19 protein-coding genes are annotated in these 25,213 nt (G+C 75.3%); 7 read left to right on the forward strand and 12 right to left on the reverse strand.

Going from position 1 to position 25,213, the window contains the following annotated elements; all coding sequences use genetic code 11:
- The first annotated feature begins 273 nt into the window (after positions 1-273).
- A complete protein-coding gene (locus IEY37_RS17325; RefSeq protein ID WP_229674579.1) occupies positions 274-1,251 on the forward strand; it encodes a DUF72 domain-containing protein in 978 nt (325 codons plus the stop codon).
- A 407-nt stretch (positions 1,252-1,658) separates the two neighbouring features.
- Complete coding sequence (locus IEY37_RS17330) at positions 1,659-2,702, forward strand: hypothetical protein (protein WP_188943834.1); 1,044 nt, start codon at positions 1,659-1,661, stop codon at positions 2,700-2,702.
- Between the two features lie 79 nt (positions 2,703-2,781).
- Here IEY37_RS17330 and IEY37_RS17335 read toward each other — a convergent pair whose 3' ends face one another.
- From IEY37_RS17335 to nadA, 5 genes are all read right to left on the reverse strand, one after another.
- Complete coding sequence (locus tag IEY37_RS17335; protein WP_188943836.1) at positions 2,782-3,729, reverse strand: beta-keto acid cleavage family enzyme; 948 nt, start codon at positions 3,727-3,729, stop codon at positions 2,782-2,784.
- Between the two features lie 137 nt (positions 3,730-3,866).
- A complete protein-coding gene (gene ligD, locus IEY37_RS22305; RefSeq protein ID WP_229674580.1) occupies positions 3,867-6,044 on the reverse strand; it encodes a non-homologous end-joining DNA ligase in 2,178 nt (725 codons plus the stop codon).
- 144 nt (positions 6,045-6,188) lie between these two features.
- A complete protein-coding gene (nadC, locus tag IEY37_RS17350; RefSeq protein ID WP_229674581.1) occupies positions 6,189-7,118 on the reverse strand; it encodes a carboxylating nicotinate-nucleotide diphosphorylase in 930 nt (309 codons plus the stop codon).
- Positions 7,115-8,875 (reverse strand): L-aspartate oxidase, encoded by a 1,761-nt coding sequence (locus IEY37_RS17355; RefSeq protein WP_188943839.1) that lies wholly within the window; start codon positions 8,873-8,875, stop codon positions 7,115-7,117. Before IEY37_RS17355 ends, nadC begins: the two co-directional genes overlap by 4 nt.
- Positions 8,872-9,927, reverse strand: a complete 1,056-nt coding sequence (gene nadA, locus IEY37_RS17360) for a quinolinate synthase NadA (RefSeq protein WP_188943840.1) — start codon at positions 9,925-9,927, stop codon at positions 8,872-8,874. The genes IEY37_RS17355 and nadA overlap by 4 nt, the downstream gene beginning before the upstream one ends.
- Positions 9,928-9,995: 68 nt before the next feature.
- On the opposite strand from nadA, the gene IEY37_RS17365 reads away from it, so the two are divergent.
- Positions 9,996-10,727 (forward strand): NUDIX hydrolase, encoded by a 732-nt coding sequence (locus IEY37_RS17365; protein WP_188943843.1) that lies wholly within the window; start codon positions 9,996-9,998, stop codon positions 10,725-10,727.
- Here the strand turns inward: IEY37_RS17365 and IEY37_RS17370 are convergent.
- Both IEY37_RS17370 and dnaE read right to left on the reverse strand, forming a co-directional pair.
- Entirely contained in the window at positions 10,681-11,691 is a 1,011-nt protein-coding gene (locus IEY37_RS17370; RefSeq protein WP_188943846.1) for a DUF2567 domain-containing protein, read from the reverse strand. The genes IEY37_RS17365 and IEY37_RS17370 overlap by 47 nt on opposite strands.
- Entirely contained in the window at positions 11,688-15,251 is a 3,564-nt protein-coding gene (gene dnaE / locus IEY37_RS17375) for a DNA polymerase III subunit alpha (protein ID WP_229674582.1), read from the reverse strand. The genes IEY37_RS17370 and dnaE overlap by 4 nt, the downstream gene beginning before the upstream one ends.
- A gap of 315 nt (positions 15,252-15,566) precedes the next feature.
- Between dnaE and IEY37_RS17380 the strand changes: the two genes are divergently transcribed.
- On the forward strand, positions 15,567-16,271 hold the full coding sequence (locus IEY37_RS17380; protein ID WP_188943848.1) for a hypothetical protein: 705 nt from the start codon (positions 15,567-15,569) through the stop codon (positions 16,269-16,271).
- A 36-nt stretch (positions 16,272-16,307) separates the two neighbouring features.
- Here the strand turns inward: IEY37_RS17380 and IEY37_RS17385 are convergent, their stop codons facing one another.
- The 4 genes from IEY37_RS17385 to metF are packed head-to-tail and all read right to left on the reverse strand — an operon-like array spanning position 16,308 to position 20,393.
- Positions 16,308-17,234 carry an RluA family pseudouridine synthase gene (locus tag IEY37_RS17385; RefSeq protein WP_188943850.1) on the reverse strand — a complete coding sequence of 309 codons (927 nt, stop codon included), beginning with the start codon at positions 17,232-17,234 and terminating at the stop codon, positions 16,308-16,310.
- Entirely contained in the window at positions 17,227-17,871 is a 645-nt protein-coding gene (gene lspA / locus IEY37_RS17390) for a signal peptidase II (protein WP_188943852.1), read from the reverse strand. The genes IEY37_RS17385 and lspA overlap by 8 nt, the downstream gene beginning before the upstream one ends.
- 59 nt (positions 17,872-17,930) lie before the next feature.
- Positions 17,931-19,451, reverse strand: a complete 1,521-nt coding sequence (locus IEY37_RS17395; RefSeq protein WP_229674583.1) for a potassium/proton antiporter — start codon at positions 19,449-19,451, stop codon at positions 17,931-17,933.
- Positions 19,452-19,457: 6 nt separating this feature from the next.
- Entirely contained in the window at positions 19,458-20,393 is a 936-nt protein-coding gene (metF, locus tag IEY37_RS17400; RefSeq protein WP_188943854.1) for a methylenetetrahydrofolate reductase [NAD(P)H], read from the reverse strand.
- Between the two features lie 63 nt (positions 20,394-20,456).
- Between metF and IEY37_RS17405 the strand changes: the two genes are divergently transcribed.
- A complete protein-coding gene (locus IEY37_RS17405) occupies positions 20,457-21,644 on the forward strand; it encodes a polyprenyl synthetase family protein (RefSeq protein WP_229674584.1) in 1,188 nt (395 codons plus the stop codon).
- A gap of 24 nt (positions 21,645-21,668) precedes the next feature.
- On the opposite strand, the gene IEY37_RS17410 is transcribed toward IEY37_RS17405, so the two are convergent.
- The gene (locus IEY37_RS17410) at positions 21,669-22,037 is read right to left on the reverse strand and encodes an Rv2175c family DNA-binding protein (RefSeq protein ID WP_373298383.1); all 369 of its coding nucleotides are present in this window, start codon (positions 22,035-22,037) and stop codon (positions 21,669-21,671) included.
- Between the two features lie 107 nt (positions 22,038-22,144).
- Here IEY37_RS17410 and pknB point away from each other — a divergent pair, with 107 nt between their 5' ends.
- The gene (gene pknB, locus IEY37_RS17415; protein ID WP_188943860.1) at positions 22,145-24,352 is read left to right on the forward strand and encodes a Stk1 family PASTA domain-containing Ser/Thr kinase; all 2,208 of its coding nucleotides are present in this window, start codon (positions 22,145-22,147) and stop codon (positions 24,350-24,352) included.
- A 152-nt stretch (positions 24,353-24,504) separates the two neighbouring features.
- Complete coding sequence (locus IEY37_RS17420; RefSeq protein WP_188943862.1) at positions 24,505-25,197, forward strand: cyclase family protein; 693 nt, start codon at positions 24,505-24,507, stop codon at positions 25,195-25,197.
- Positions 25,198-25,213 lie beyond the last annotated feature (16 nt).

A 25,213-nucleotide genomic window follows, 5' to 3' on the forward strand; every position in this document is an offset into this window, starting at 1 on the left:
GCCGTGCGAGGGACGCACCGGACACGCGGCCGTCCCGGGCGCAGCCAGCCGACAGCGCCGCCGGTGCCACCGGGTCGACCTGTCGCACGCTCACCGCCATTGTGTTTACAGCCTAAACCGCCACCGGCGCGGGCACCCCGCGGCGTCGCCCCGCGTCGTCCCGGGCGCGGCGCCACGGGCGCGAGGCGGCGCCCGCCCGGGGACGACGGCGCCGTCGGTGCGAGGCTGCGCGGGGGCGGCCGGGTGGAGCGGACGTGCGAGCGGAGGGGTGGGGTGACGGCGGAGATCCGCATCGGGCTGTCGGGATGGAACTACGCGCACTGGCGGTCCGTGTTCTACCCGCGGGGCTGGCCGCAGCGCCGGGAGCTGGAGTTCGCCGGCGCCGCGGTCAACGCATTGGAGATCAACGGGTCCTTCTACTCGCTGCAGCGCCCGAGCAGCTACCGGCGCTGGCGGGACACCGTGCCCGACGACGTGGTGTTCGCGGTCAAGGGCAGCCGGTACATCACGCACCTGCTCAAGCTCGGTGACATCGATCAGGCCCTGGCCAACTTCCTGGCCTCCGGGCTCCTCGACCTCGGCCCCAAGCTGGGACCGCTGCTGTGGCAGCTGCCGAAGACCACCCGGTACGACCCCCACCGGTTGACCGCCTTCCTCGACCGGCTGCCACGGGACACCGAGGCCGCTGCCCACCTGGCCGCCGGCCACGACGACCGGCTGCGCCGCCGGTTCGGCGAGGAGCCGGTGACCTCCGCGGCCGTCTCGGCGCCGCTGCGGCACGCCCTGGAGGTGCGGTCCGACACCTTCGCCGACGACGGCTTCTACGACCTGTGCCGGCGCTACGACGTCGCGCTCGTGGTGGCCGACACCGCCCGGCGGTTCGTCTGGGTCGACCAGGTCACCTCCGACCTGGTGTACGTGCGGCTGCACGGCGACCAGGAGCTGTACGTCAGCGGCTACACGGACGCCGGCATCGACCACTGGGCCGGACGCGTCGCGGACTGGGCGTCCCGGCCGGGGGTGCGGCAGGTGCACGTCTACTTCGACAACGACGCCTGGGGACACGCGCCCTACGACGCCCGGCGGCTGGCCGCGCGGCTCGGCATCGACCGGCCGACGCCGGCCCCGCTGCCCTACGGGGACGGGCCGCCACCAGAGCAGGGCCGACTGCGCGGTACCCCGGCCGGCGAGGACGCCGCCTCCGTGGCGACGGCAGACCCCGCGCCCGCGCCCGGCGACGCTCCAGGCTGATCCCGACGCCGGAGGCCGGCCCGCCGCCGGAGGCGGCCCAGGTGCGCCGTGGGGGTCCCGGGGGCCGCCCTGGTCCACCCGGCTGCGGTGCGCGCGTCCCGGCTGCGGCTCCGGTGCGACCGCCGCGGGTCCCACCGGGCCGCCGTCCGTCGGCGGGTCGGCACCGGGCCGTCGCGGCCGCCGTGCGACCATTCCCGCACGCCGCCGGCAGCCGGCACCGGGGGGCAGGGCGCGAGGGGGCGCACGTGGATCGACGGCGACGGCCGGGCTGCCCGCCCGCGCTGCGACGGACGCTGGCGGTGTTCTGCGCGGCAGCCGTGGCCCTCGCCACCCCCTCCTGCGGCACGTCCTCGACACCCGACGGTGCCGCTGCGACCAGCAGCCCTGCGCCGTCCTCCGGACCGCTGATGCCGGCGACCGCGACGGCGGCCTCCTCGGGTGGGCGGTCGACGCCGGAGCCGGCCACCGGATCCGCGTCGGTGTCGTCCAGCCCCGGGTCCGCCTCGGTGTCCTCCAGCCGCGGGTCCGCGCCGGTGTCGTCCGGCATCACGTCCGCGTCGGCATCCGCATCGGCCACCGACTCGCTGCCGGTGTCGTCCGGACCCCGGTCAGGACCGTCCACCAGCACCGGCCCGGCCCGGTCGGTCCCGCCGGCCGCGACGCTGCCGGGCGGTGGCCGCACGCTCTTCCCCGGCCACCTGCTGGTGGCCCTGTACGGCCAGCCGGGAATCTCCGGGCTGGGCGTCCTCGGTGAGCAGGACGTGCCCGAGTCGATCACCCGGGCCAGGCGCCTGGCCGCGCGCTACGCGGAACTGGGCCGGGGCACGGTCGTCCCGACGTTCGAGATCATCGCCACCATCGCGGACAGCGCGGCCGGGCCCGACGGCGACTACTCGGCCGAGACCGACGTCGAGACCCTGCGCTCGTGGGTCGACGCCGCCACGGCGGCTGGCCTGTACGTCGTGCTGGACCTGCAGCCGGGCCGGACGGATTTCCTGACCCAGGCCCGCCGCTACGCCGAGCTGCTGCAGCGCCCGAACGTCGGGCTGGCACTGGACCCGGAGTGGCGACTGGGACCCGGGCAGCGGCACCTGCAACAGATCGGCAGCGTGCACGCCGCCGAGGTGAACGCGGTGGCCGACTGGCTCGCCGCGCTGACCGCGCAGCACCACCTGCCGCAGAAGCTCTTGCTGCTGCACCAGTTCACCCGGTCGATGATCCTGGAGCGGCAGGACCTGGACGCCCGCCATCCCGAGCTGGCCGTGGTGATCCAGATGGACGGCCAGGGCAACCAGGACGTCAAGGACGAGACTTGGCAGTCCATCACCGCGGACGCACCGGCGGGAGTGCGGTTCGGCTGGAAGAACTTCCTGCGTCGCGACCATCCGGTGCTGGATCCGGCCGGCAGCCTCGCCAAGGACCCGACGCCGGTGCTGATCTCGTACGAGTAGCACCACCGCAGGCACGGCCGGCAGCGGCCGACAGCGGCCGACAGCGGCCGGTGGCGGACGGCAGCGGACGTTCGAGAGCTCAGCTCAGCTGGTAGAGCGCGCGGGCCTCGTCATGGGTGGCGACGGGCCGGCCGACCTCGCGGGCGATCTCCTGCGCCTGCTGCAGCAGCTCGAGGTTGGTCGGGTTGCGGTCGGGGTCGTAGAACAGCTCCAGCCCGGTCTTGATGTGGCCGCCGAGCTCGATCGCCCGCCGCAGGATGGCGGTGTCGTCCAGGGCGCCCTGCCCCCAGATCGAGATGTACCAGGGATGACGGACCTTGGCCTCCTCGATCATCCACAGGTAGTAGTACAGGCTCTCCAGACTGGGTTTCATGCCGTTGGTCCCGATCGGCTCCATGGCGGTCAGCCCGTAGTCGCCGATCAGGTAGAAGTCCCACATCGAGCCCGGTGTCGACAGCCCCTTGTCGACGTAGTGCAGGGCATGGCGCAGGTGCCCGGGCTCGTACACCCCGTACACCATCGGGATGTTGCGCTCGCGCAGCATCCGCCACTGGCTGGCCACCCGCGCGTAGTTGAAGCCGAACTCCGGCCCGCTCAGGTAGCCCTCGTCGTCCTGCTCGGTGGCGAACAGGGTGAGACCCGTGTCGACACAGGCGATCCGGACGTTGGCCTGCTCGTGCAGCAGGGCGACGTGCTCCAGGCCGTTCTCCTCGGGCAGCAGCCGCAGGTTGTTGCACGTGGTCGGGTACCAGGTGATGTCCGGGTGCCGGGCGAGCACCGTGTCCCAGGTGCGCCGGTAGTCCTTGACGGCGTTCTCGCCGAGCAGGTCGAAGCTGGTGTTGTGGGCGTGGATGGCCCCGGCGCCGGCCTCCCAGCAGCGGATCGCGTCCTCGGCGATCTCCTCGTAGCTGGTCGGCGTGTGGGGGTTCATCGCCTTCGACCGGACGCCGTTGATGTGCGACTCGATGACCACCGGCCCGTCCCAGGTCGGCGCCATGTCCGCGTACTTGTCCAGAGCGGTGGCCATCGCATCCTTCTTCCTCGAAGGTGGATCCCCGTCGAGCACGCGCCGGCCGGCACGTCCCGCGAGGGTCCGAGGCGGCTCAGCGTAAGGGACCTCAAGCGGGTCGGCCCGATAGGGCCGGCCGATGCAGGCCGACCGCGTCAGGATCCGGCCGGTGCGGGCCCGTCGTCGTCGGGCAGCCGCGGGAGGTCCTCCGGGCGCACGTCCGCCCGGATCCGGACGTACCGCAGCGCATGCCGCCACACGCCACCCTGCCGCCCGGTGTCCGCCGACACCTCGACGACCACGGTCGGTGCCACCCGGGTCAGCGGGACGGCCTCGCGGGACCGGGCGAACCGGCCACCGCCGATCCGGTCTGGCCACGGGTGGTCCGGTTCGGCCGGTTGCAGCACGGCGGCGAGCGCGCGGGACTGCGCCGCGGTCAGCACCGTGGTCCGTCCGACCAGCACCAGCTCGGTCCCCCGGTACAGACCGGCGACCACGGACTCGGGGGCGGTGCGCGACCCCAGGACGCCGCCGACCACGACCTCCTCGGTCTCCCGCGACTTGACCTTGATCCAGTCCCGCCGCCCTGCGGCGTAGGGCGTGTCGGCGCCCTTGGCGACCAGCCCCTCGACGCCCGCCGGCCGGTAGTCCGCCATCCAGGCCCGGGCCTGGGCGACGTCGCCGGTGACCGGGGACAGCTGCAGCGGCGGTCGCCAGGGTGCGGCCCGCTCCAACCGGTCGCGCCGCTCCCGCAGCGGGCGGGGACGCAGGTCCTCGCCCCGGTCGGCGAGCAGGTCGAAGACGACGAACGACGCGGGGTGCGCCCGCACGGCGGCCGCCATGTCCCGCGGCCGGGTGGCGAGACGTCGCTGCAGCAGGTCGAAGTCGAGCCGGGCGCCGTTCCAGATGACGACCTCGCCGTCGGCCACGGTCCCGGGCGGGAGCTGCGCCCGGGCCGCGGCGGCGATCTCCGGGAACCGGTGGGTCAGGTCGTGGCCCTGCCGCGACCACAGCCGCACACCCTTCGCATCCCGCACCACCGCCAGGCGGTAGCCGTCCCACTTGAGCTCGTAGCGGCAGCCTCCCGGCAGCGCGTTCGGACCCGGCACGGCGTCCTCGGCGCGGGCCAGTTCCACGCCGACCGGCCCCGCCAGGCCCTCCGGCAGGGCGCGGTCCGCACCCTCCGTGCCGTGCTGAACGGCCCCGGGACCCGTGCCGTCCGTGCCGTCCGTGCCGTCCGTGCCGGACGCGACGGACGTGCCCGGGGTGCCGGACGGGCCGTCCCCGCCACCGGCGCCGGTCGCGGCAGCCGGGTCGGCCGCGGAGGGTCCGGCGGCATCGTCACCTGTCGCCGGCCGGCGCGTCCAGGCCGGCGACGACGGGCCGCCGGGTCCGGCCCGCGCCCGCCGCCGAGCGGCCGTCGGCGGCGGACCGTCGGACCCGGTCGCGGCCGGGCCCGGCCACCCGGCGAGCGGGTCGATGCCGGCGGCCAGCCGGTCCAGGACCTGGCGGTGGTCGAGGTGGACGAGTCCGGGCTCGGTCAGCTCCGCCCAGGTGCGCGGGGCCGCCACGGTGGGCTCGTCCCGGCCGCGCAGCGAGTAGGGCGCGATCGTCGTCTTCTTCGCGTTGTTCTGGGACCAGTCGACCAGCACCTTGCCGGCCCGCAGCGCACGGGTCATCCGGGACACCACCAGTTGCGGCAGCTCCCGCTCCACGTGTTCGGCGACCTGCCGTGCCCAGTCCGACGCGGCGGCCGAGGTGATCGGCTGGTCCATCGGGACGTACAGGTGGACACCCTTGCTGCCGCTGGTCACCGGGACCGTCCGGGCGCCAAGCCCGTCCAGCCGCTCGCGGATCAGCAGGGCGACCTCCACGCACTCGGCCAGCCCGACCCCGGGTCCGGGATCCAGGTCGAACACCACCCGGTCCGGCCAGCGGGTGGACCGCGTGGTGGTCGCCGGCCGGTCCGGGTCCGCGTCGTCCAGCCGCCACTGCGGGACGTGCACCTCGAGCGCCGCCACCTGCGCCAGCCAGGCCAACGCGGCCGGCCCGTCCAGCAGCGGGTACCACTTGGGACCGGAGGTGTGGTCCACCCGCACCCGGGTGAGCCAGTCCGGCACGCCGGGCTCGAGGTCCTTGGCGAAGAACGACTCGCCGTCGACCCCTTCGGGCCAGCGCTTGCGGGTGGCCGGACGACCGGCCAGGTGCGGCAGCATCGCCGGGGCCACCGCGACGTAGTACTCCAGCACCTGCGCCTTGGTGGTCCCGGTCCGCGGGTACAGCACCCGCTCGGGACGGGTCAACCGGACCGGGTGTCCGTCGATCCGCACCACGCCGGTCAGCCCCGCCCGGCACCGGTGTCCGGCGCCGTCGACAGGGGCGCCGGCCCGGGCCGGCTGTCGGTGCTGAGCGGTGCCACGGCCACGATCGTCCCTCGCCCCTGTGTGGTGCGGGCCGGGAGGGTCGCCGACACCTCGCTACCCGGCCGCGCGCTCGAGCTCCATGCCCAGGTCCAGCACCGGGCTGGAGTGGGTGAGCGCACCGACGGCCAGGAAGTCGACGCCGGTCGCAGCGACCTCATGGGCCCGATCCACGGTCAGGCCGCCCGACGACTCCAGCCGCACCCCGCTGTGCGCGGCGTCGCGGCGGCGCACCGCCTCTGCCGTGTCGGTCAGCGAGAAGTTGTCCAGCAGAACCAGTTCCGCGCCGCAGCCGACGGCTTCGTCGAACTGCTCGAGGGTGTCGACCTCGACCTCGGTGTCGACGCCCGGCGCCCCGGACCGGACCGCCGCGATGGCGGCGGTCACCGACCCGGCGGCCTCGACGTGGTTGTCCTTGATCAGCGCGGCGTCGCCCAGGCTCATCCGGTGGTTCACCCCGCCACCGCAGCGGACGGCGTACTTCTCGAGGGCGCGGAGCCCGGGCAGCGTCTTGCGGGTGTCCCGGATGCGGGCGCCGGTGCCGGCGACCGCGTCGACCCAGCGGCGCGTGGTGGTGGCGATCCCGCTCAGGTGGCCGAGCAGGTTCAATGCGGTGCGCTCGGCCGTCAGCAGCCCGCGTACCGGACCCCGGACCACCAGCACCGGTTCACCGGCGGTCATCGCGGTCCCGTCCGGGGCGGCCTGCTCGACGACGAGATCCGCACCGAGCAGGGTGTCCAGGACGGCCAGCGCGACGGGCACCCCGGCCAGCACGCCGGGGGTGCGCGGGGTGAGCCGGGCCCGCCCCCGGGCCTGCGCCGGGACGGTGGCCAGGGTGGTCACGTCGGGCCCGTCCGCGAGGTCCTCGGACAGCGCGGACCGGACGACGGCCGCCACCGCGTCCGCGTCGAGGCCGGCGTCGCGGACGGCGGCGACGGTGGCCGGCGACCAGCGCGCCGGGTCGACGACCGGCAGGGCGGCGCTCACGAGGCCACCGCCGCGCCGAGGCCGGTGCGCACGGCGGCGGGGCCGGCGGTGAGCACCCCGTCGACCAGCTGCACCACCACCGGGACGGCAGCGCGAGCGGTGCGAGGGGCGTCGGTCCGTACGTGCGCACCGCGGGTCTCCGCCCGGGCGGCCGCGGCCACCACCACCGCCGCGGACGCCAGTGCCGCCGCCGTCGCCGGGTCGTCGACCGGCCCGGCGGCCTGCCGGAGTGCTTCGCCCAACACGCCGGCCAACCCGTCGGCGTCCCGCCCGATCCCGACCGACCGGCTCATCGCCTGCTGCAGCACCGACCGCGGGCCGTCCTCCGGGCGCGCGGCCGCCGGATGAGCCGTGCCGCCGGCGCCGGGCTCCGCCACCGGCGCCCGGACGGTGTGCAGGTGCTCGCCGTCCGCCCCGGTGAGCAGCGCCGGCCCGACGCCGACCTCCGGTCCGGTCCCGGATCCCGACAGGTCGGCGAGCACGGCGCGGGCGACGCGCTCGCCCAGCACCAGGCCCTCCAGCAGGGAGTTGGACGCCAGCCGGTTGGCGCCGTGCAGGCCGGTGCGCGCGACCTCACCCACCGCGTACAGCCCCGGGACCGTGCTGCGCCCGTGAAGGTCGGTGACGACGCCCCCGCAGTGGTAGTGCGCGGCGGGCGCCACCGGGATCGGCTCGCGGGCCGGGTCGACGCTGGCGGCTCGGCAGCTGGCCGTGACGGTCGGGAAGCGCCGGGCGAAGACCTCGGCCGGAATGCCGGTCGCGTCGAGGAAGACGTGGTCGCGGACGCCACCGGGCGACTGCGCCATCCGCCTGCTCACAGCCAGCGAGACGACGTCCCGCGGTGCCAGGTCTGCCAGCGGGTGCACACCCGCCATCACCCGGGCGCCGGTGGCGTCCACCAGCACCGCGCCCTCGCCGCGGACCGCCTCGGTCACCAGCGGCCGGTGACCGCGCGCCCGCGGGCCGCTCCACAGCACCGTCGGGTGGAACTGCAGGAACTCCAGGTCGGCCAGCGCCGCGCCGGCCCGCAGCGCCAGGGCGAGCCCGTCACCCGTGGCCACCCATGGGTTCGTCGTCGCCGCCCACAGCTGCCCGGCGCCGCCGGTGGCCAGCACCACGGCACGGGCGCGCAGCACCCGGGTGTCCGGCCGGATCCCCGTCGAGGGCTCCGGGTCGGGGGACCCGACGGACGGGTGCGGGGTGCCCGCGACCGCGGCGGCGTCCGCGGCAATGACGGCGCCGGTCACCCGGCCGTCGTCGACCACCAGCTCGACCACCCTGTGGCCGGCGAGCACCGCGGGCCGGCCGGGGACGGCCAGCAGCGCCCGTTCCACCTCGGCACCGGTGGCGTCGCCGCCGGCGTGCACGACGCGGTCCGCGCTGTGCCCGCCCTCGCGGGTGCGGAGCAGCCGAGCCGGGTCGCCGGGCGCCGTGTCGAACACCGCGCCGCGGCGGCGCAGCCGGTCCAGCGCGGCGGCGCCGTCACCGAGGATGGCGGCCACCGCCGCCGGGTCGGCCAGGCCGGCCGCGGCGACGAGGGTGTCCTCGACGTGCGCGCCGACGCTGTCGCCGGGCGCGTGGCCGGCGCCGACGACGGCGATGCCACCCTGCGCCCAGCGGGTGTTGGACTCCTCGGCGGTGCCCTTGGTGACCACCAGCACGGACAGCCCGGCCGCCGCCGCGTCGGCCGCCGCGGTGAGCCCGGCGACGCCGGACCCGATCACCAGCAGGTCCACGTCGGCCCGGTCCCCGGTCACTCGGCACCGCCGGGGGTGCCGACCTCGATCATCCGCTGCACGGCGCGGCGGGCCCGGGCGGCGGTGTCCGGGTCCACGGTCACCTCGTCGCGCAGCTCGACCAGCGAGCGTTCCAGGGCGCGCGGGGTGATCATCTTCATGTACCGGCACGACGCCCGGTCGTTCACCGGCAGGAAGTCCACACCCGGTGCGGCGCGCCGCAGCTGGTGGATCATCCCGACCTCCGTGGCGACGAGCACCTGGCGGCTGCGGGTCCGGGAGGCCGCCTGCACCATGTCACCGGTCGACAGGATGCGCACCCGGTCGGCGGGCACCGCCCCCGCCCCGGCCAGGTACAGGGCGCTCGTCGCGCACCCGCACTCAGGGTGCACGTAGAGCTCGGCGTCGGGGTGGGCCGCGGCCGTGGCCGCGAGCTGGTCCCCATTGATGCCGGCGTGCACGTGGCACTCCCCGCCCCACACCAGGACGTTGTCCCGGCGCAGCACCCGGCGCACGTGCGCGCCGAGGAACTGGTCGGGACCGAACAGCACCGTCCGGTCGGCGGGCATCGAGGCGACCACCTCCACCGCGTTCGACGAGGTGCAGCAGATGTCCGTCTCGGCCTTCACCGCCGCGGTGGTGTTGACGTAGGAGACGACCACCGCACCCGGGTGCTCGGCCTTCCACGCCCGCAGCTGCTCGGCGGTCAGCGAGTCGGCCAGCGAGCAGCCCGCCCGGGCGTCCGGGATGAGCACCGTCCGGTCCGGCGAGAGGATCTTGGCCGTCTCTGCCATGAAGTGCACACCGCAGAACACGATCGTCGACTGCGAGGCCGTGGCGGCGATGCGGGACAGCGCCAGCGAGTCCCCGACGTGGTCGGCGACGTCCTGGACCGCCGGCAGCTGGTAGTTGTGCGCGAGGATCACCGCGTCCCGCTGCCGCGCGAGAGCTCGCACCCGCTCGGCCCAGCCGGCGTCGGGCACCCGCCCGTCGTCGGCGGCCGCGGTCTCGTACGGCGCCGGCGCGCCGGCGTCCTGGGTGGCGGTGTCGGGCAGGGCGGGCGCAACGGTCATCGCTGACTCCTGGAGACGGACCCCGCCGGACTCCCGGCGGGCGGGGTTTTCGACTTATAATCGAAAACATGCCCCATAGTAGCAGTCCTGCTGCAGGTGCCTCGCCGCCCGAGACCCGCGTGGAGGTCCTGGCCGCGGTGTTCACCACCCGGCCGCGGGCGGACGGCACCCTGGACCTGGACGTGCTGCTCTGGCAGCGGGCGATGGACCCGGACGCCGGACGCTGGGCGTTGCCCGGCGGGGTCGTGGGTCCCGACGAGGACGTCGACCAGTCGGCGCGCCGGCAGCTGGCGGACAAGGTGGACCTGACGCGGGTCGCCCACCTCGAGCAGATCGGCGTGTTCTCGGACCCCGGGCGGGTGCCCGGCGCCCGCGTCGTCGCCACCGGCTTCCTCGGTCTGGTCCCCCTCGGTGCGGAGCCGTCGTTGCCGCCGGACACCCGCTGGCATCCCGTGGCGGCGCTGCCGCCGACGGCGCTGGACCACGGCGGGATCACCGGACGGGCGGCCGGCCGGCTGCGGGCCAAGCTGTCCTACACCAACATCGGGTTCGCGCTGGCCCCGGCGGAGTTCACCCTGGCCACCCTGCGGCGGGTCTACGCGGCAGCGCTGGGGCACGACGTCGACCCCACCAACCTGCACCGGATCCTGCTGCGCCGCGGCATGCTCGAGCCGACCGGCACCACCGCCCCGCCCGGGCCGGCCGGTGGCCGGCCGGCGGCCCTGCAGCGGTTCACCGTGTCGGAGCTGCGGGTCACCGACCCGTTCGCGGCGTTCCGTCCGCCGGACCGGCCGGCCTGATCGAAGTCTCCGGCATCGCGTCCGGCAGCGGCCCGCCCGGTCCCGCCCCGGCCGGCTCGATCGGCGTCTCCGGCGTCGCGTCCGGCAGCGGTCCGCCCGGTCCCGCCCCGGCCGGACGGTCGGGGTCGCCCGCCGCGGACCAGCCGGGGCCGGGCTCGTCGGGACGGACGGCGGCCCACACCGCGTCCGCGCGCTGCTGGTACCAGGCGCCGCCGCCGTGCGGTGCCGCGGAGGTGCGGTCCCCGGCTGGCCACGCTCCGCGCTGCCCGGCCGCGCCGGCGTACCCGTCGGCCGGGTCCCTTGCGTCCGGATACCCGGTCACCTCGGGGTCCGACCCGTGGTCGCCGGCGGCGTCCGGGCCTCGGCGGCCCTCGGAGCGGCCCAGGTCCGGTTGCCCGTTCCACAGCACCAGCACGGTGTAGGTCACCACCGCCAGCGCCGGCTGGGCGAGGACCACCATGGCGTTGCCCAGCACGGGCGGGGCGAACACCAGCCGGGCCGCGGACGAGGCCCCGACCGACGCCGGGTCGACGCCTGGGGCGATCACCCGGCCCACCAGGTAGCCGGTCAGCGCCCCGACGCCGTTGGCCACGCCGACCGCGACCAGCGCGACGGTGCCGCGGACGGACCGCGCCCCCCACGCCGCGACGGCGACGCACACCCCGACCACGATGCCCAGCACGGCGAACATGGCCACCGAGGTCCACTGGTGGACCGACTCCGTGGGCAGCGCCGCGTACCCGCCGTCCTTGGCGACCTGGAACTGCTCCCCCGGCGCCAGCGCGGCCCACAGCACCGCCTGCCCCACACCGAGCAGCACACACGCGGCGAGCAGCACGCCGCCGAACCGCCACAGCCGCAGCTCGGCGCGCAGCCGGTCCACCGGGTCGCGCGCACTCCCCCGCGATGCGGCGCCGTCCGCCGGACCGGCGGTCGGCTGCCGGTACATGTCCGCCACGCTCATGCCAGGCAGTCCGCGCCGAGAAGCGCCTTGAGGTCGCCCATCAGCGCCGACGTCGGCGTGACCCGGAGGCCGTCGTCCAGCCGCAGGGTCGTCGCGCGCGGACCGGACAGCAGCCGCAGGTGCACGGCAGTGGTGCCGGGGTGCGCCTGGAGGACGTCGCGCAGCCGGTCCACCACCGGTGGGGTGCAGCGCGCCGCGGTGAGCGTCAGCTGCATGGGCCCGCGGCCGACGGACGTGGTCAGGTCGGGCAGCACGACGGTCTGCGCGTGCAGGCTGAGCCGGTCGTCGCTGCGCGCCACCCGGCCCTTGACCAGCACCACGGCGTCCTCGGCGAGCAGCAGCCCGAAGTCGGCGTAGACCTTGGGGAAGAAGGCCACCTCGACGCCGCCGGCCAGGTCCTCCAGCGTGGCGGACGCCCAGGGGTCGCCCTTCTTGGTCAGCCGGCGCTGCAGCCCGGTGAGGATGCCGCCGACCGTGACGGTGGCGCGGTCGGGGACGGTGCCGTCGATCAGCTCCGGGATCGACGCGTCCGACTGCGCGGCCAGCACGTGCTCGACACCGGCCAGCGGGTGCCCGGAGACGTACAGCCCGAGCATCTCGCGCTCGAAGCCCAGCCGCAGCTTGCTGTCCCACTCGGTGTCCGGCACCTGGCCGTGGAACCCGGCGCCGCGGTCCTCCTGGGTCATCTCGCCGAACAGGTCGAACTGGCCGGCGGCCTCGGCGCGCTTGAGCGAGAGCACCGCGTCGATCGCCTCGGCGTGCACCATCAGCAGGCCCTTGCGCGGGTGGCCCAGCGAGTCGAACGCGCCGGCCTTGATCAGCGACTCGACGACCTTCTTGTTGCAGGCCAGCGCGTCGACCTTGTCCAGGAAGTCGAAGAAGCCGGTGTAGGCGCCCTTGTCCTTGCGGCACGCGATGATCGAGCCGACGACGTTGGTGCCCACGTTGCGGATGGCCGAGAGGCCGAAGCGGATGTCCGTGCCCACCGGTGCGAAGTTGCGGACCGAGGCGTTGACGTCCGGCGGCAGCACGGTGATGCCCATGGTCCGGCACTCGGCCAGGTAGACGGCCATCTTGTCCTTGTCGTCGCCCACCGAGGTGAGCAGCGCCGCCATGTACTCGGCCGGGTAGTTGGCCTTGAGGTACGCGGTCCAGTAGGACACCAGCCCGTACGCCGCGGAGTGGGCCTTGTTGAAGGCGTAGTCGGAGAACGGCAGCAGGATGTCCCAGAGCGTCTTGACCGCGCCGGTGGAGTAGCCGCGCTCGGCCATGCCGGCGGCGAACTTCTCGAACTGCGCGTCCAGCTCGGACTTCTTCTTCTTGCCCATCGCCCGCCGCAGCAGGTCGGCGGCGCCCAGCGAGAACCCGGCCACCCGCTGGGCGATGGCCATGACCTGCTCCTGGTAGACGATCAGCCCGTAGGTGTCGTCCAGGATGTCGGCCAGCGGCTCGGCCAGCTCCGGGTGGATCGGCACGACCGGCTTCCGCGCGTTCTTGCGGTCGGCGTACTCGTTGTGCGAGTTGGCACCCATCGGACCGGGCCGGTAGAGCGCGCCGACGGCGGAGATGTCCTCGAAGTTGTCCGGGCGCATGGACCGCAGCAGGGCACGCATCGGGCCGCCGTCGAGCTGGAAGACGCCGAGCGTGTCGCCGCGGGCCAGCAGTCCGAAGGTGGCGGCGTCGTCCAGCGGGAGCTCCTCGAGCACCACCGTCTCGCCGCGGTTCGCCTGGATGTTCTCCAGCGCGTCGTCCAGGACCGTGAGGTTGCGCAGCCCCAGGAAGTCCATCTTGATCAACCCGAGCCGCTCGCAGGTCGGGTAGTCGAACTGGGTGATGATCGCGCCGTCCTGCTCCCGCTTCATGATCGGGATCAGGTCCAGCAGCGGCTCCGACGACATGATCACGCCGGCGGCGTGCACGCCCCACTGCCGCTTGAGGCCCTCGAGCCCCCTCGCCATCTCGACGACCTGCTTGACCTCGGGGTCGCTGTCCACCAGGGAGCGGAACTCGCCGCCCTCGGAGTAGCGGTCGTGGGACGGGTCGAAGATCTTGGCCAGCGGCACGTCCTTGCCCATCACCGGCGGCGGCATGACCTTGGTGATCCGGTCGCCGACCGAGAAAGGCATGCCCTGCACCCGGGCCGAGTCCTTGACCGCCTGCTTGGCCTTGATGGTGCCGTAGGTGACGATCTGCGCGACCCGGTCGTCGCCGTACTTCTCGGTCACGTAGCGGATGACGTCGCCACGGCGGCGCTCGTCGAAGTCCACGTCGAAGTCGGGCATGGAGACGCGGTCGGGGTTGAGGAAGCGCTCGAACAGCAGCCCGTGGTGCAGCGGGTTCAGGTCGGTGATGCGCATGGCGTAGGCGACCATCGAGCCGGCACCGGACCCGCGTCCCGGACCCACCCGGATGCCGTTGTTCTTGGCCCAGTTGATGAAGTCGGCGACCACCAGGAAGTAGCCCGGGAACCGCATCTGGACGATGATCCCGACCTCGTAGTCGGCCCTGGCCCGCACCTCGGCGGGGATGCCGTCCGGGAACCGGTCGTGCAGGCCGCGCTCGACCTCCTTGACGAACCAACTCTGCTCGTCCTCGCCGTCGGGCACGGGGAACCGCGGCATGTAGGACGCCGACTCGTCGAACTCGACGTGGCAGCGCTCGGCGACTAGCAGGGTGTTGTCGCACGCGGAGCGCAGGTCGTACTTGTCCGCCCAGAGCCGCCGCATCTCCGCCGGTGACTTGAGGTAGAAGTCGCGGGCGTCGAACTTGAAGCGGTTGGGGTCGTCCAGGGTCTTGCCCGATTGGACGCAGAGCAGCGCCTCGTGCGAGTCGGCGTCCGACTCGTGGACGTAGTGCAGGTCGTTGGTGGCCAGCAGCGGCAGGTCGAGGTCCTTGGCCAGCCGGAGCAGGTCGCTGCGCACCCGGGTCTCGATGCCGAGCCCGTGGTCCATCAGCTCCATGAAGTAGTTGCCGGCACCGAAGATGTCCCGGAACTCGGCGGCGCTCTCCACCGCCTTGGCGTAGTTGCCGATCCGCAGCCAGGTCTGCACCTCGCCCGACGGGCAACCGGTCGTCGCGATCAGGCCGCCGGCGTACTGGTTCAGCAGCTCGCGGTCCGCCCGCGGCTTGTAGTAGTAGCCCTCGATCGAGCTGCGGGAGGCCAGCCGGAACAGGTTGTGCATGCCGGCCGTGTCCTGCGCGAGCAGGGTCATGTGGGTGTACGCGCCGGCGCCGGAGACGTCGTCCTCGCCGCCCTCGGCCCAGCGGACGCCGCGCCGCTCGAAGCGGGACGTGCCCGGCGTGACGTAGGCCTCCATGCCGATGATCGGGTTGATCCCGGCCGCCTTGGCCTGCCGGTAGAAGTCGTGCGCGCCGAAGACGTTGCCGTGGTCGGTCATGGCCAGCGCCGGCATGCCGAGCTCGGCGGTGCGCTGGAACAGCTGGCCGAGCCGGGCGGCGCCGTCGAGCATCGAGTACTCGGTGTGCACGTGCAGGTGGACGAAGGAGTCTCCCGACGCCGCGCTTCCGCCCGATCCGGTCCCGCCCGCACTCGCCGTCACGTGCCGTCGCTCTCCTTCTCACCGCCCCTGCCCGACCGGGCCGGGCCAGACCATCATCCACGAGCCGGCGGCCGTGCCGGACCGCCACGCGGGACCCTGCCGGGTCGCCCCGGCGCGTCGTGACCTCTGGTCTACCAGGACCGTCCGACAGTCCCCCGGACCCGACGTCCGAGCCGACGAACGACGCGCTGACCCGGCGGCGGCACGGCCGTGACGCGCCCGGGCCGGAGGCTCGATCCGGCCGGGATCCGTGCCGGGGCGGCAGCTTCCGCGACCGGACCACCGACGGGGCGGCGGCCCGGTAGCCTCCGCGGCATGACCGGACCCACAGGGATGTCGGCCCCCGATCCGGGACGCCCGGTGCCCGACGCGGACGACCTGCGCATCCTCTCGGAACTGGTCCGGCGCGACTGGATCCCGCTGGCCGAGGCGGCCTGGAACGCAAGGATGCCGGTGCGCGAGGCGGCCGAACGGCTGGTGCTCATGGCCGAGCGCGGCATGCCGCTGCGGCTGATCGCCGAGGGCGACCGGCAGGCGCTCTGGCGGATCACCCAGGCCGGGCCGGCGACCAGCGGGCTGCCGGCGGCCGGCGCGGTCGGCGGTCCCGGACCCCGTTCCTCGGTGCCCACGCCGCTGGGCCTGCCCGGACACCCGCTGCCGCCGCCCGGGCACCCATCCGCGCCCGGACCCGCCGCGGTCGGCCGCCCGGGCACCGTGCCGCCCCCCGTGCCGCCGGTGCCCGCCGTCCCGCCGCACGAGCAGGCCATCGCCGGCGCCGTCCCGCTGGGCCAGCCCCCGTTCGGCACCCCCGCCGTCGCCGGGACGGACGAGTCAGCAGAGAGGCCCGCAGGCGTGCCCACGCCGCCGGCCGGTCAGCCCGCCGCCGGTCCGCTCCCGGTGGTACCCACCGGCGCCGACGCCCCGCCGCCCGGTCCCGTGGACCCGTCCCGGGTCTGGGGCATCCCCGGCTCCGCGGCGTGGGCCAGGACGGACCCGGCCGAGCGGCGCCAGGAGAGTTGAGACGCGCAGCAGGCGGGGCCCTGTCTCAGCCCGCTCTCAGCCCTGCCGCAGCACGTCCAGCGCGCGGGCCAGATCGGCCGGGTACTCGCTGGTGAACTCGACGCGGCGGCCGTCGCGCGGGTGCGCGAAGGCCAGCGCCCGGGCGTGCAGCCACTGCCGTTCCAGGCCGAGCCGGCCGGCCAGCACGGGGTCCGCGCCGTAGGTCAGGTCGCCGACGCAGGGGTGGTGGATCGCCGAGAAGTGCACCCGGATCTGGTGCGTGCGGCCGGTCTCCAGCTCGACCTCGACCAGCGTGGCGGAGCGGAAGATCTCCAGCGTTTCGTAGTGGGTGACGCTCTCCCGGCCGCCGGCCATGACGGCGAACCGCCAGTCCGCGGTGCCGTGCCGGCCGATCGGCGCGTCGATGGTGCCCGAGCTCGGGTCCGGGTAGCCCTGGATCACCGCGTGGTAGGTCTTCTCGACCGTGCGGTGCCGGAAGGCGTCCTTGAGCACCGAGTACGCCAGCTCGCTGCGCGCCACCACCATGACCCCGGTGGTCCCGACGTCCAGCCGGTGCACGATCCCCTGCCGCTCGGCGGCGCCGGACGTCGACACCCCGATGCCCAGGGCGGCCAGCGCGCCGAGCACCGTCGGCCCGGTCCACCCCGGCCCCGGGTGCGCCGCCACCCCGACCGGCTTGTCGACCACCACGATGTCGGCGTCCTGGTACAGGACCGCGAGGTCGTCGACCCGCTGCGGGACGACCTGCACCGGGCGCTCGGGCTCGGGCAGGGTGATGTCCAGCCAGCCGCCGGGGACCAACCGGTCGGACCGCTGCGCCGGGTCGCCGTCGACCAGCACGTCGCCCGCGTCGATCATGGTCGACACGGTGGTGCGGCTGATCCCGAGCAGCCGGGCGATCCCCGCGTCGGCGCGCAGACCGGCCAGGCCGTCGGGCACCTGCAGTCGTCGCGACTCAGCCATCGACACCCTCCCGCCGTCCGGCAACCGGGTCCGAGCCGCCCCGGGTGCGGCCGCCGCGCACCGGGCGGCCGTCGATGTCGGTGACGAACAGCGCGGTGACCACCAGCGCGATGCCGCCGACGGTGATCGCCGAGTCGGCGACGTTGAACGCCGGGAAGTAGCGCGCATCCGGCCCGAACACCGAGATGAAGTCGACGACGTGGCCACGCAGGAAGCCCGGGGCCCGGAAGATCCGGTCGATCAGGTTGCCGACGGCACCGCCGAGCACGAGCCCGAGGCACACCGCCCAGGCGGTCGACCGCAGCCGGCGGGCCATCCGGAGGATGAACACGATCACCGCCACCACCACCAGCGACAGCACCCACGTCATCCCGGTGGCCATCGAGAACGCCGCACCCGGGTTGCGCAGCAGCGAGAAGTAGACGAGGCCGCCGAGGATCCGCGGCGACACCCCCGGGGTCAGCGTCCGCACCACGATGATCTTGGTGACGAGGTCCACGACGACCACCGCCAGCGCCAGGCCGGCGAGCAGCAGGATCCGCCGGCGCCGCCGTGGATCCGCGGCCGGGGCCGGTGTGGCCCCGGCGGCGGCGGGGACGTCGGCCGGTCCCCCGGTGGGCCCTGCTGCGTCGCTCATGCCCCACAGTCTGGCAAACCGCACGGGGCCGCCGCGCCGCCGCGCACCCCGCGGGCGGCTCAGCGACCGGCCTCGCCGCGCTCGCCGAACCAGCCGGCCAGCGCGCCACCCCGGGACACCGCCCGCAGCCGCCGCTCGGTGGCCGTCCGCAACCGCTCCGGCGTCACCACCAGGAGTTGGTCACCGGACTGCAACCGGACGGTGGGCGTGACGTCCACCGGCGCCTCGTCCCGGACCAGCAGCGCGATCACGGCTCCGGCCGGCAGCCGCAGCTGCGAGAGGTAGACGCCGTGCATCCGCGAGTCCGGCGGGATGCGGATCTGCAGCACCTGGGCGTGCATGTCCTCCAGCGGCGCCGCCTCGACCTGGATCTCCAGCGCCTGCCCGGCCTGCACCACGCCCAGCAGCCGGGCCACCAGCGGCAGGGTCGTCCCCTGCAGCAGGGTGTAGATGACGACCACCACCACGATCACGTTGAGCAGCAGCAGCGACTGCTCGTCCTGCCGCAGCATCAACGGGATCAGCGCCAGCACGATCGGCACCGCCCCGCGCAGCCCCGACCACGACACGAAGACCTGCTCCCGCCACGGCATCCGGAACGGCAGTGCGGCGGCCGCCACCGACAGCGGGCGCGCGACGAGCAGGACGAGCAGCCCGATCAGCACCCCGGGCAGCAGGGCGGCGGGCAGCTGCGCCGGGTCGACGTACAGCCCCAGCAGCACGAACAGCCCGATCTGCGCGATCCAGCCCCAGCCCTCGGCGAAGGACAGCGTCGCCGCCCGGTGCGGCATCCGGGAGTTGCCGAGCACGACGGCGGCGACGTACGTCGCCAGGAACCCCGACGCGTGGGCGAACTGGCCGACGGCGTAGGCACCGCCCACCAGGGCCAGCGTGGCCAGCGGGTACAGGCCGGTCGCGGGCAGCGCACCGCGGCGCAGCCACCACGCCCCCAGCCAGCCCAGCGCCCCACCGATCACCGCGCCGGCGGCCAGCTCGTAGACCACCAGCACCGGGTCGAGCCAGCTGATCGTCGTCGTACCGGCCAGCAGCAGCACCGCGATCACCACCGGCGCGTCGTTCAGCCCGGACTCCAGCTCCAGCGCGGCGGCCAGCCGCGGGCGCACACCGACCGCGCGCAGCACCGAGAACACCGCCGCCGCGTCCGTGCTGGAGAGCACGGCCGCCCACAGCAGGCTGGTCCGCAGGTCCAGCCCCAGCGCCCCGCCGAGCAGGAAGTACACGGCGGCGCCGGTGACGGCGATCGACACCGCGACCGACACCGTCGCCAGTGCGATGCCCAGTCCCAGCGATGGCCGCACGTCGTCCCACCGGGTGGTCAGCCCGCCCTCGGCGAGGATGAACACCAGCGCGGCCAGGCCCAGCTGCTCGGTCAGCGCGGTGGAGCCGAGGGTGCCGCCGAAGTCGATCCCGAGTCCGCGGTTGCCGAGCAGGATCCCGATCAACAGGTAGAGCAGCAGGCTCGGCAGCCCGAACCTGCGGGACAGCCGGACGGCGATCAGGGCGACCAGCAGGACCAGGGAGGAGAGCCCGAAGGCCTTCTCGACGACGTGCAGGTCCACGCCGGCCTAGCCGCCGCCGGGCAGGAGGCCGGACGTGGTGGTCGAGCTCAGCGCCGCGGCCGGCACCGGCCCGGCCCAGTCCAGCGCCGCGAGCACGTCGAGCGTCGCCTTGGACCGGTTGAACGTGTAGAAGTGCAGCCCCGGCGCGCCCTCGGCGAGCAGCTCGCGGGCCATCTCGACGGCGTGCTCCATGCCGACCGCGCGGCCGGCCGCCGCGTCCCCGTCGACGGCCGCCAGCCGGTCGGCCAGATCGCCGGGCAGCCGCTGGCCGGACAGCTCGCAGATCCGGCGCAGCCGGGCCAGCGAGGTCACCGGCATGATGCCCGGCAGGATCGGCGCGCCCACCCCGGCGGCTGCGGCGCGGTCGCGCAACCGCACCCAGTCGCCGGCCGAGAAAAGCATCTGCGTCACGGCGTAGTCCGCCCCGGCGGCCATCTTGGCGACGAAGTGCCGCAGGTCCGATTCGGCGTCCGGGGACCGCGGGTGCGTCTCCGGGAAGGCGGCGACGCCGACGCTGAAGTCGCCCAGCGACCGGGCCAGCGCGACCAGCTCGCCGGCGTAGTGCAGCCCGTCGGGATGCGCCACCCAGTCGGCCGTCGGGTCCCCCGGCGGGTCGCCGCGCAGCGCCAGGATGTTCCGGACCCCGACCGCCGCGTACGAGCCGATGACCTGCCGCAGCTCGGCCACCGAGTGACCGACCGCCGTCAGGTGGGCGACCGGCAGCAGCGTCGTCTCGGCGGCGATCCGCTCGGTGATCCGAATGGTGCGGTCCCGGCGGGACCCACCGGCGCCGTAGGTGACGGAGACGAACGCCGGCCGCAGCGGTTCGAGCCGGCGGATGGCGAGCCACAGGGCGGCCTCCTCCGCGTCGTCGCGGGGCGGCATGAACTCGACGGAGAAATGCGGACCGGGCGCCGCGAGCCGCTCGCGGACGGTGACCATGGCACGGAGCCTATCGGCCGGCCGTCCTCGTCCCGACCGTCCGCAGCCGTGCAGACTGTGGGCGTGGCCCACCCAGATGCCGTGGCGGATCCCGGACCGGCCGTGACCGCGGCGCTCCGGGCGGAGCTGGCGCTGCGGCGCGCCGAACTGCTCGCCGTCGACCCGCGGCTGGCCGCGGACGCCGACCGGCTCGCCGACTTCGCGTTGACCGGCAAGCAGCTGCGGCCGCGCTTCCTGTGCTGGGGGTACCGCGCGGTCCGCGAGATCGGCGGTGACGTCGTCGCCGGCACCGGCGACACCGACGGCACCGACGGCACCGACGGCACCGACGGCACCGGGGCGCCCGCGCCGGTCGTGCTGCCGGACGCCGTGATCCGCGCCGCGGCCGCCCTCGAGCTGATCCAGGCCTGCGCCCTGGTGCACGACGACCTGATCGACCGGTCCGACACCCGGCGCGGCGGCCCGAGCATGCACCGGGCCATCGCCAAGTCCCACGCCGACGCCGGCTGGTCGGGCGAGTCGGACCACTACGGCACGTCCATCGCGCTGCTGCTCGGCGACCTGGCGCTGGCCTGGGCCGACGACCTGTTCACGGCCGCCGCCGCGGAACTCGGCGTGCTGGACCGGGCGCTACCGCCCTGGCGGGCCATGCGGCTCGAGGTGCTGGCCGGCCAGATCCTGGACGTGCGGGTCGGCGTCGAGCTGGGCGCGGACGCCACGGCCCAGGACGCCGACGCCATGCTGGTCAACCGCTACAAGACCGCGGCCTACACCGTCGAGCGGCCGTTGCACCTGGGCGCCGCGCTGGCCGGCGGCGGCGACGACGCGGTCGGGTTGCTGCGCCGCTACGGCGCCGCGGTCGGCATGGCGTTCCAGCTGCGCGACGACGTACTCGGCGTCTTCGGGGACCCCCTGGTGACCGGCAAGCCGACCGGCGACGACCTGGCCGAGGGCAAGCGCACGGCGCTGGTCGCCCTGGCCAGGGCCGGGCTGGCGGACCGCGCCACCGAGCTGGCCGCCCTCGACGCCGGGCTGGGCCGGTCGGCCGACCCGGAGGACCTGTCCCGGCTGGCGGCGGTGATCACCGGTTCCGGCGCGCCGGACCGGGTCGAGGAGCGGATCCGGGACCTGACCGCCGAGGGCATCGCGGTGCTCGACGAGCGGGCCGCCGGCGACGCGCCGGTGCTGGCGCCGGCGGTCACCCGAGAGCTGCGGGCCGTCGCGCTGGCCATGACGACCAGGACCCGCTGATCTGGTCGGTCCCGTCGCGCGGGGTCAGAAGCCGGCGACCTGCGCCCGCCGGTGCACCTCGCGCCCGCGGTTCTCGCGCAGCGCGGTGATCGGCCGGCCGGGCAGGGTGTCGTCCGCCTCGAACAGCCAGTCGACGATCTCCTGGTCGGAGAAGCCGGCGTCGGTGAGCAGGGTGATCGTGCCGGGCAGGCCCTTGACCACGCCCGTGTCGTCGACGAACTCGAGGGGGATCTGCTGCACGCCGTCCCGCCGGACGGCGACCAGCTGCCGGTCCCGCAGCAGCTGGTGCACCCGGGTGACGACCAGGTGCAGCGCCGCCGCGATCGCCGGGACCGGGACGTAGCTGGGCGGACCGGCGTCGGGGCCTGGGGTGTCGGCGTTCACGTCGGACAGCGTGCCATCCGCGGCCCGGCGCGGGTCCCCACCGGCCGGCACCAGGTCCTGGCGTGCCGTCCGTCGATCACCGGGCGGCCGGGCGCCGCACTCCTACTATCGGCCCCGTGACCCTTCCCGCCGACGCGCGGCCCGGCCGCCTGCTCGACGGGCGCTACCGGGTCGGCGCGGTGATCGCGCGGGGCGGCATGTCGACGGTCTTCCGCGGGGTGGACACCCGGCTGGACCGCGCGGTGGCCATCAAGGTCATGCACCCGGGCTACGCCGGGGACCCGTCATTCCTGACCCGGTTCGAGCGGGAGGCGCGCCTGGCCGCCGGGCTGCATCACCCCGGTGTCGTCGCGGTCTACGACCAGGGCCGCGACGACGACGTGGTCTTCCTGGTGATGGAGCTGGTGGACGGCGGCACGCTCCGGGACCTGCTGCGCCAGCGCGGCCCGCTGCCGGTCCCGGTGGCGGTGTCGGTGCTCGAGCCGCTGCTGGGCGCGCTGGCCACGGCCCACGCCGCCGGCCTGGTGCACCGCGACGTCAAGCCGGAGAACGTCCTGATCTCCGGCCGGGGCGAGGTCAAGGTCGCCGACTTCGGCCTGGTCCGGGCGGTGACCTCGCAGACCATGGCCACCGGCGACGTCATCCTCGGCACGGTCGCCTACCTCTCGCCGGAGCAGGTGGCGACCGGCGCGAGCGACCCGCGCTCGGACGTCTACGCCGCCGGCGTCGTGGCCTACGAGATGCTGACCGGTGCACCGCCGTTCACCGGCGACAACCCGATGTCCGTGGCCTACCAGCACGTGCACTCGGACGTGCCGCCGGTCACCGACCGGGCGCCCGGTGTCCCGGTCGAGCTGGACGACCTCCTGCTCGCGGCCACCTGCCGCGACCCGGACGCCCGCCCCCGCGACGCCGGGGCCTTTGTCGCGTCGCTGGTCGGGGTCCGCCGGCGGCTCGGCATCCGGTTGCAGCGGGTGCCGACGCCGCAGCTGGACCGGCCGACCCCGGACGCCACCGGCGCGGCCGGCGGGGGCAACCCGGTCGGCGCCGGACCGCGCCCCTCCCCGGGTACGCCGGCCACCGGGTCGGCCCGGACCCGCCGGGCCGACCGTCCGCCGGCTCCCCGCCAGGCCACCCTGGCGGCTCCGACCGTCGCGCCGGCCCGGCCGGTCGACCGGCCGGGTCGCGGCACCGCGCCGGCGCCCCGGTCGCCACTGGCCACCGGCGGGGGTCGGGCCGGGCGGCGCTGGCGCCGCTGGCTGATCGCGGTGGTGATCCTCCTGCTGCTCGGCACGGCCGCCGCGCTGGGTGGCTGGTGGCTGGGCAGCGGCCGGTGGGCGTACATGCCGCGGACGGTCGGCCTGCAGCAGGTCGCGGCCGAATCGGTCGTGCGCGGCGCCGGCCTGGTGCCCGACGTGCACACCGCCTTCGACGACGACGTCCCGGCCGGCTCGGTGGCGCGGGCCGACCCGGCCGCCGGCACCCGGGCGCTCCGCGGCACCCAGGTCGACCTCGTGGTGTCCACCGGCCGGCCCCGGGTGCCCGCGGTGCGGGCCGGGTCCAGCGTGGCGCAGGCCGAAGCGGCGCTCGCCCGGGCGACGCTCAGGGCCCGCTTCGACCCGGCCGCCGACCGGTACGACGACCGGGTGCCGGCCGGAGCCGTGCTGGGCACCGACCCGGTCGCCGGGACGGCCGTCCCCGTGTCCGCCGCGGTCACCGTCGTCCGGTCGCTGGGGCCTGCGCCGGTGCCGGTGCCGGCGGTCGCCGGCAAGTCGCCGGAGGACGCGCGGAACGCCCTGCTGGCCGCCGGGTTCCTGGTCGGCGCCACGGTGCCGACGTTCGACCCGTCGGTGCCCGACGGAGCCGTCGTCGGCTCCCGACCGGCGGCCGGCGTGCCGACCCCGCGGGGCACCACGGTGTCCCTGCTCACCGGCCACTCCCTGCTGGTGCCGCCCACCCAGGGGCGCTCGGTGGCCGACGCCACGGCCCGGCTCACCGCCGCCGGCTTCACCGTCTCCTTCGGGGACCGGGTGTTCGACCCGGACGCCGAGGGCGGCAGCGTCTCCGGCACCGTGCCCACCGCGGGCAGCCGCGTCGACCCCGCCGACCCGCGGGTGGTGCTGCACCTGTCGAGCGCGGTGACCGTGCCGCCACTGGTGGGCCGGTCCGTGCAGGAGGCCGAGGACGCCCTGCGCACGGCGGGCCTGGCGCCGGTGGTGGTCGCGATGGTCGGCTCGGGCTCGTCCCGGGTGGTCGACCAGTCCCCCGAGCCGGGCGTCCGGGTCGCGCCCGGATCGTCCGTCGGCATGTCCGCGTTCCCGTGACGCCGGACCCGTCGCCCCGAACCCCGCCGGGACCGCCGCCGTCGGGCGGGGAGGGAGCCGCGCACCGGGCGGAGCCGACCGGCGCACCGGCATCGGACGCGGCGGGCATCCCCGCGGGGTACGCCGACGTCGACCCGCGCACCGCCCGCCGGGTGGCGCTCACGCTGTCCGTCCGCCCGGGCGGCCCGAGCTATCCCGGCGACCCGGCTTTCGCGGTCGACCCGGCGTTCGTCGACACCCGCGGGACGCCCGGCGGTTACCTGGTGGAACAGGTCACCCGGCTCGGCACGCACACCGCCAGCCACGTCTCGGCTCCCGCCCACCTGGTGCCCGGCGGCCGCACCCTGGCCGAGCTCACCGAGGACCTGGCGCTGCTGCCGCTGGCCGTGGTGGACGTCCGCCACCGGATCCGCCGGCAGGGTCCGCACTTCCGGGTCGACACGGCGGACCTGCAGGAGTGGGAGCGGCACCACGGACCCGTCCCGGCGCGGGGCTGCGTGCTGCTGCTGACCGGCGCCGCCGAGCTCTTCCACCTGCCGGGCGGCGAGCAGTCCCCGTACGTCACGACGCCGGTCCCCGGTTTCTCCGGCGACGCCGTCGACTGGCTGTTCGACCGGCGTGGCGTGCTGGGCGTCGGCGCGGACAGCCTGGGACCGGACGCGACGTCGGACCCGCTGCTCGAGGCGTCCACCCGGGCGCTGCGGCACGGCGGCTGGACCGTCGAGAACGTCGGACCGGGTCTGGCGCGGATGCGCCAGCACGGCGACTGGCTGGCGGTCAACGGCAACCGGCCGGCCCTCTCCGGCTTCCCGGTCGGGCTCACCGGCTTCACCGTCCGCCGGTGAGCAGGCCGCTGCGGGC

The organism is Nakamurella endophytica, assembly GCF_014646215.1.
GTDB lineage: Bacteria > Actinomycetota > Actinomycetes > Mycobacteriales > Nakamurellaceae > Nakamurella > Nakamurella endophytica.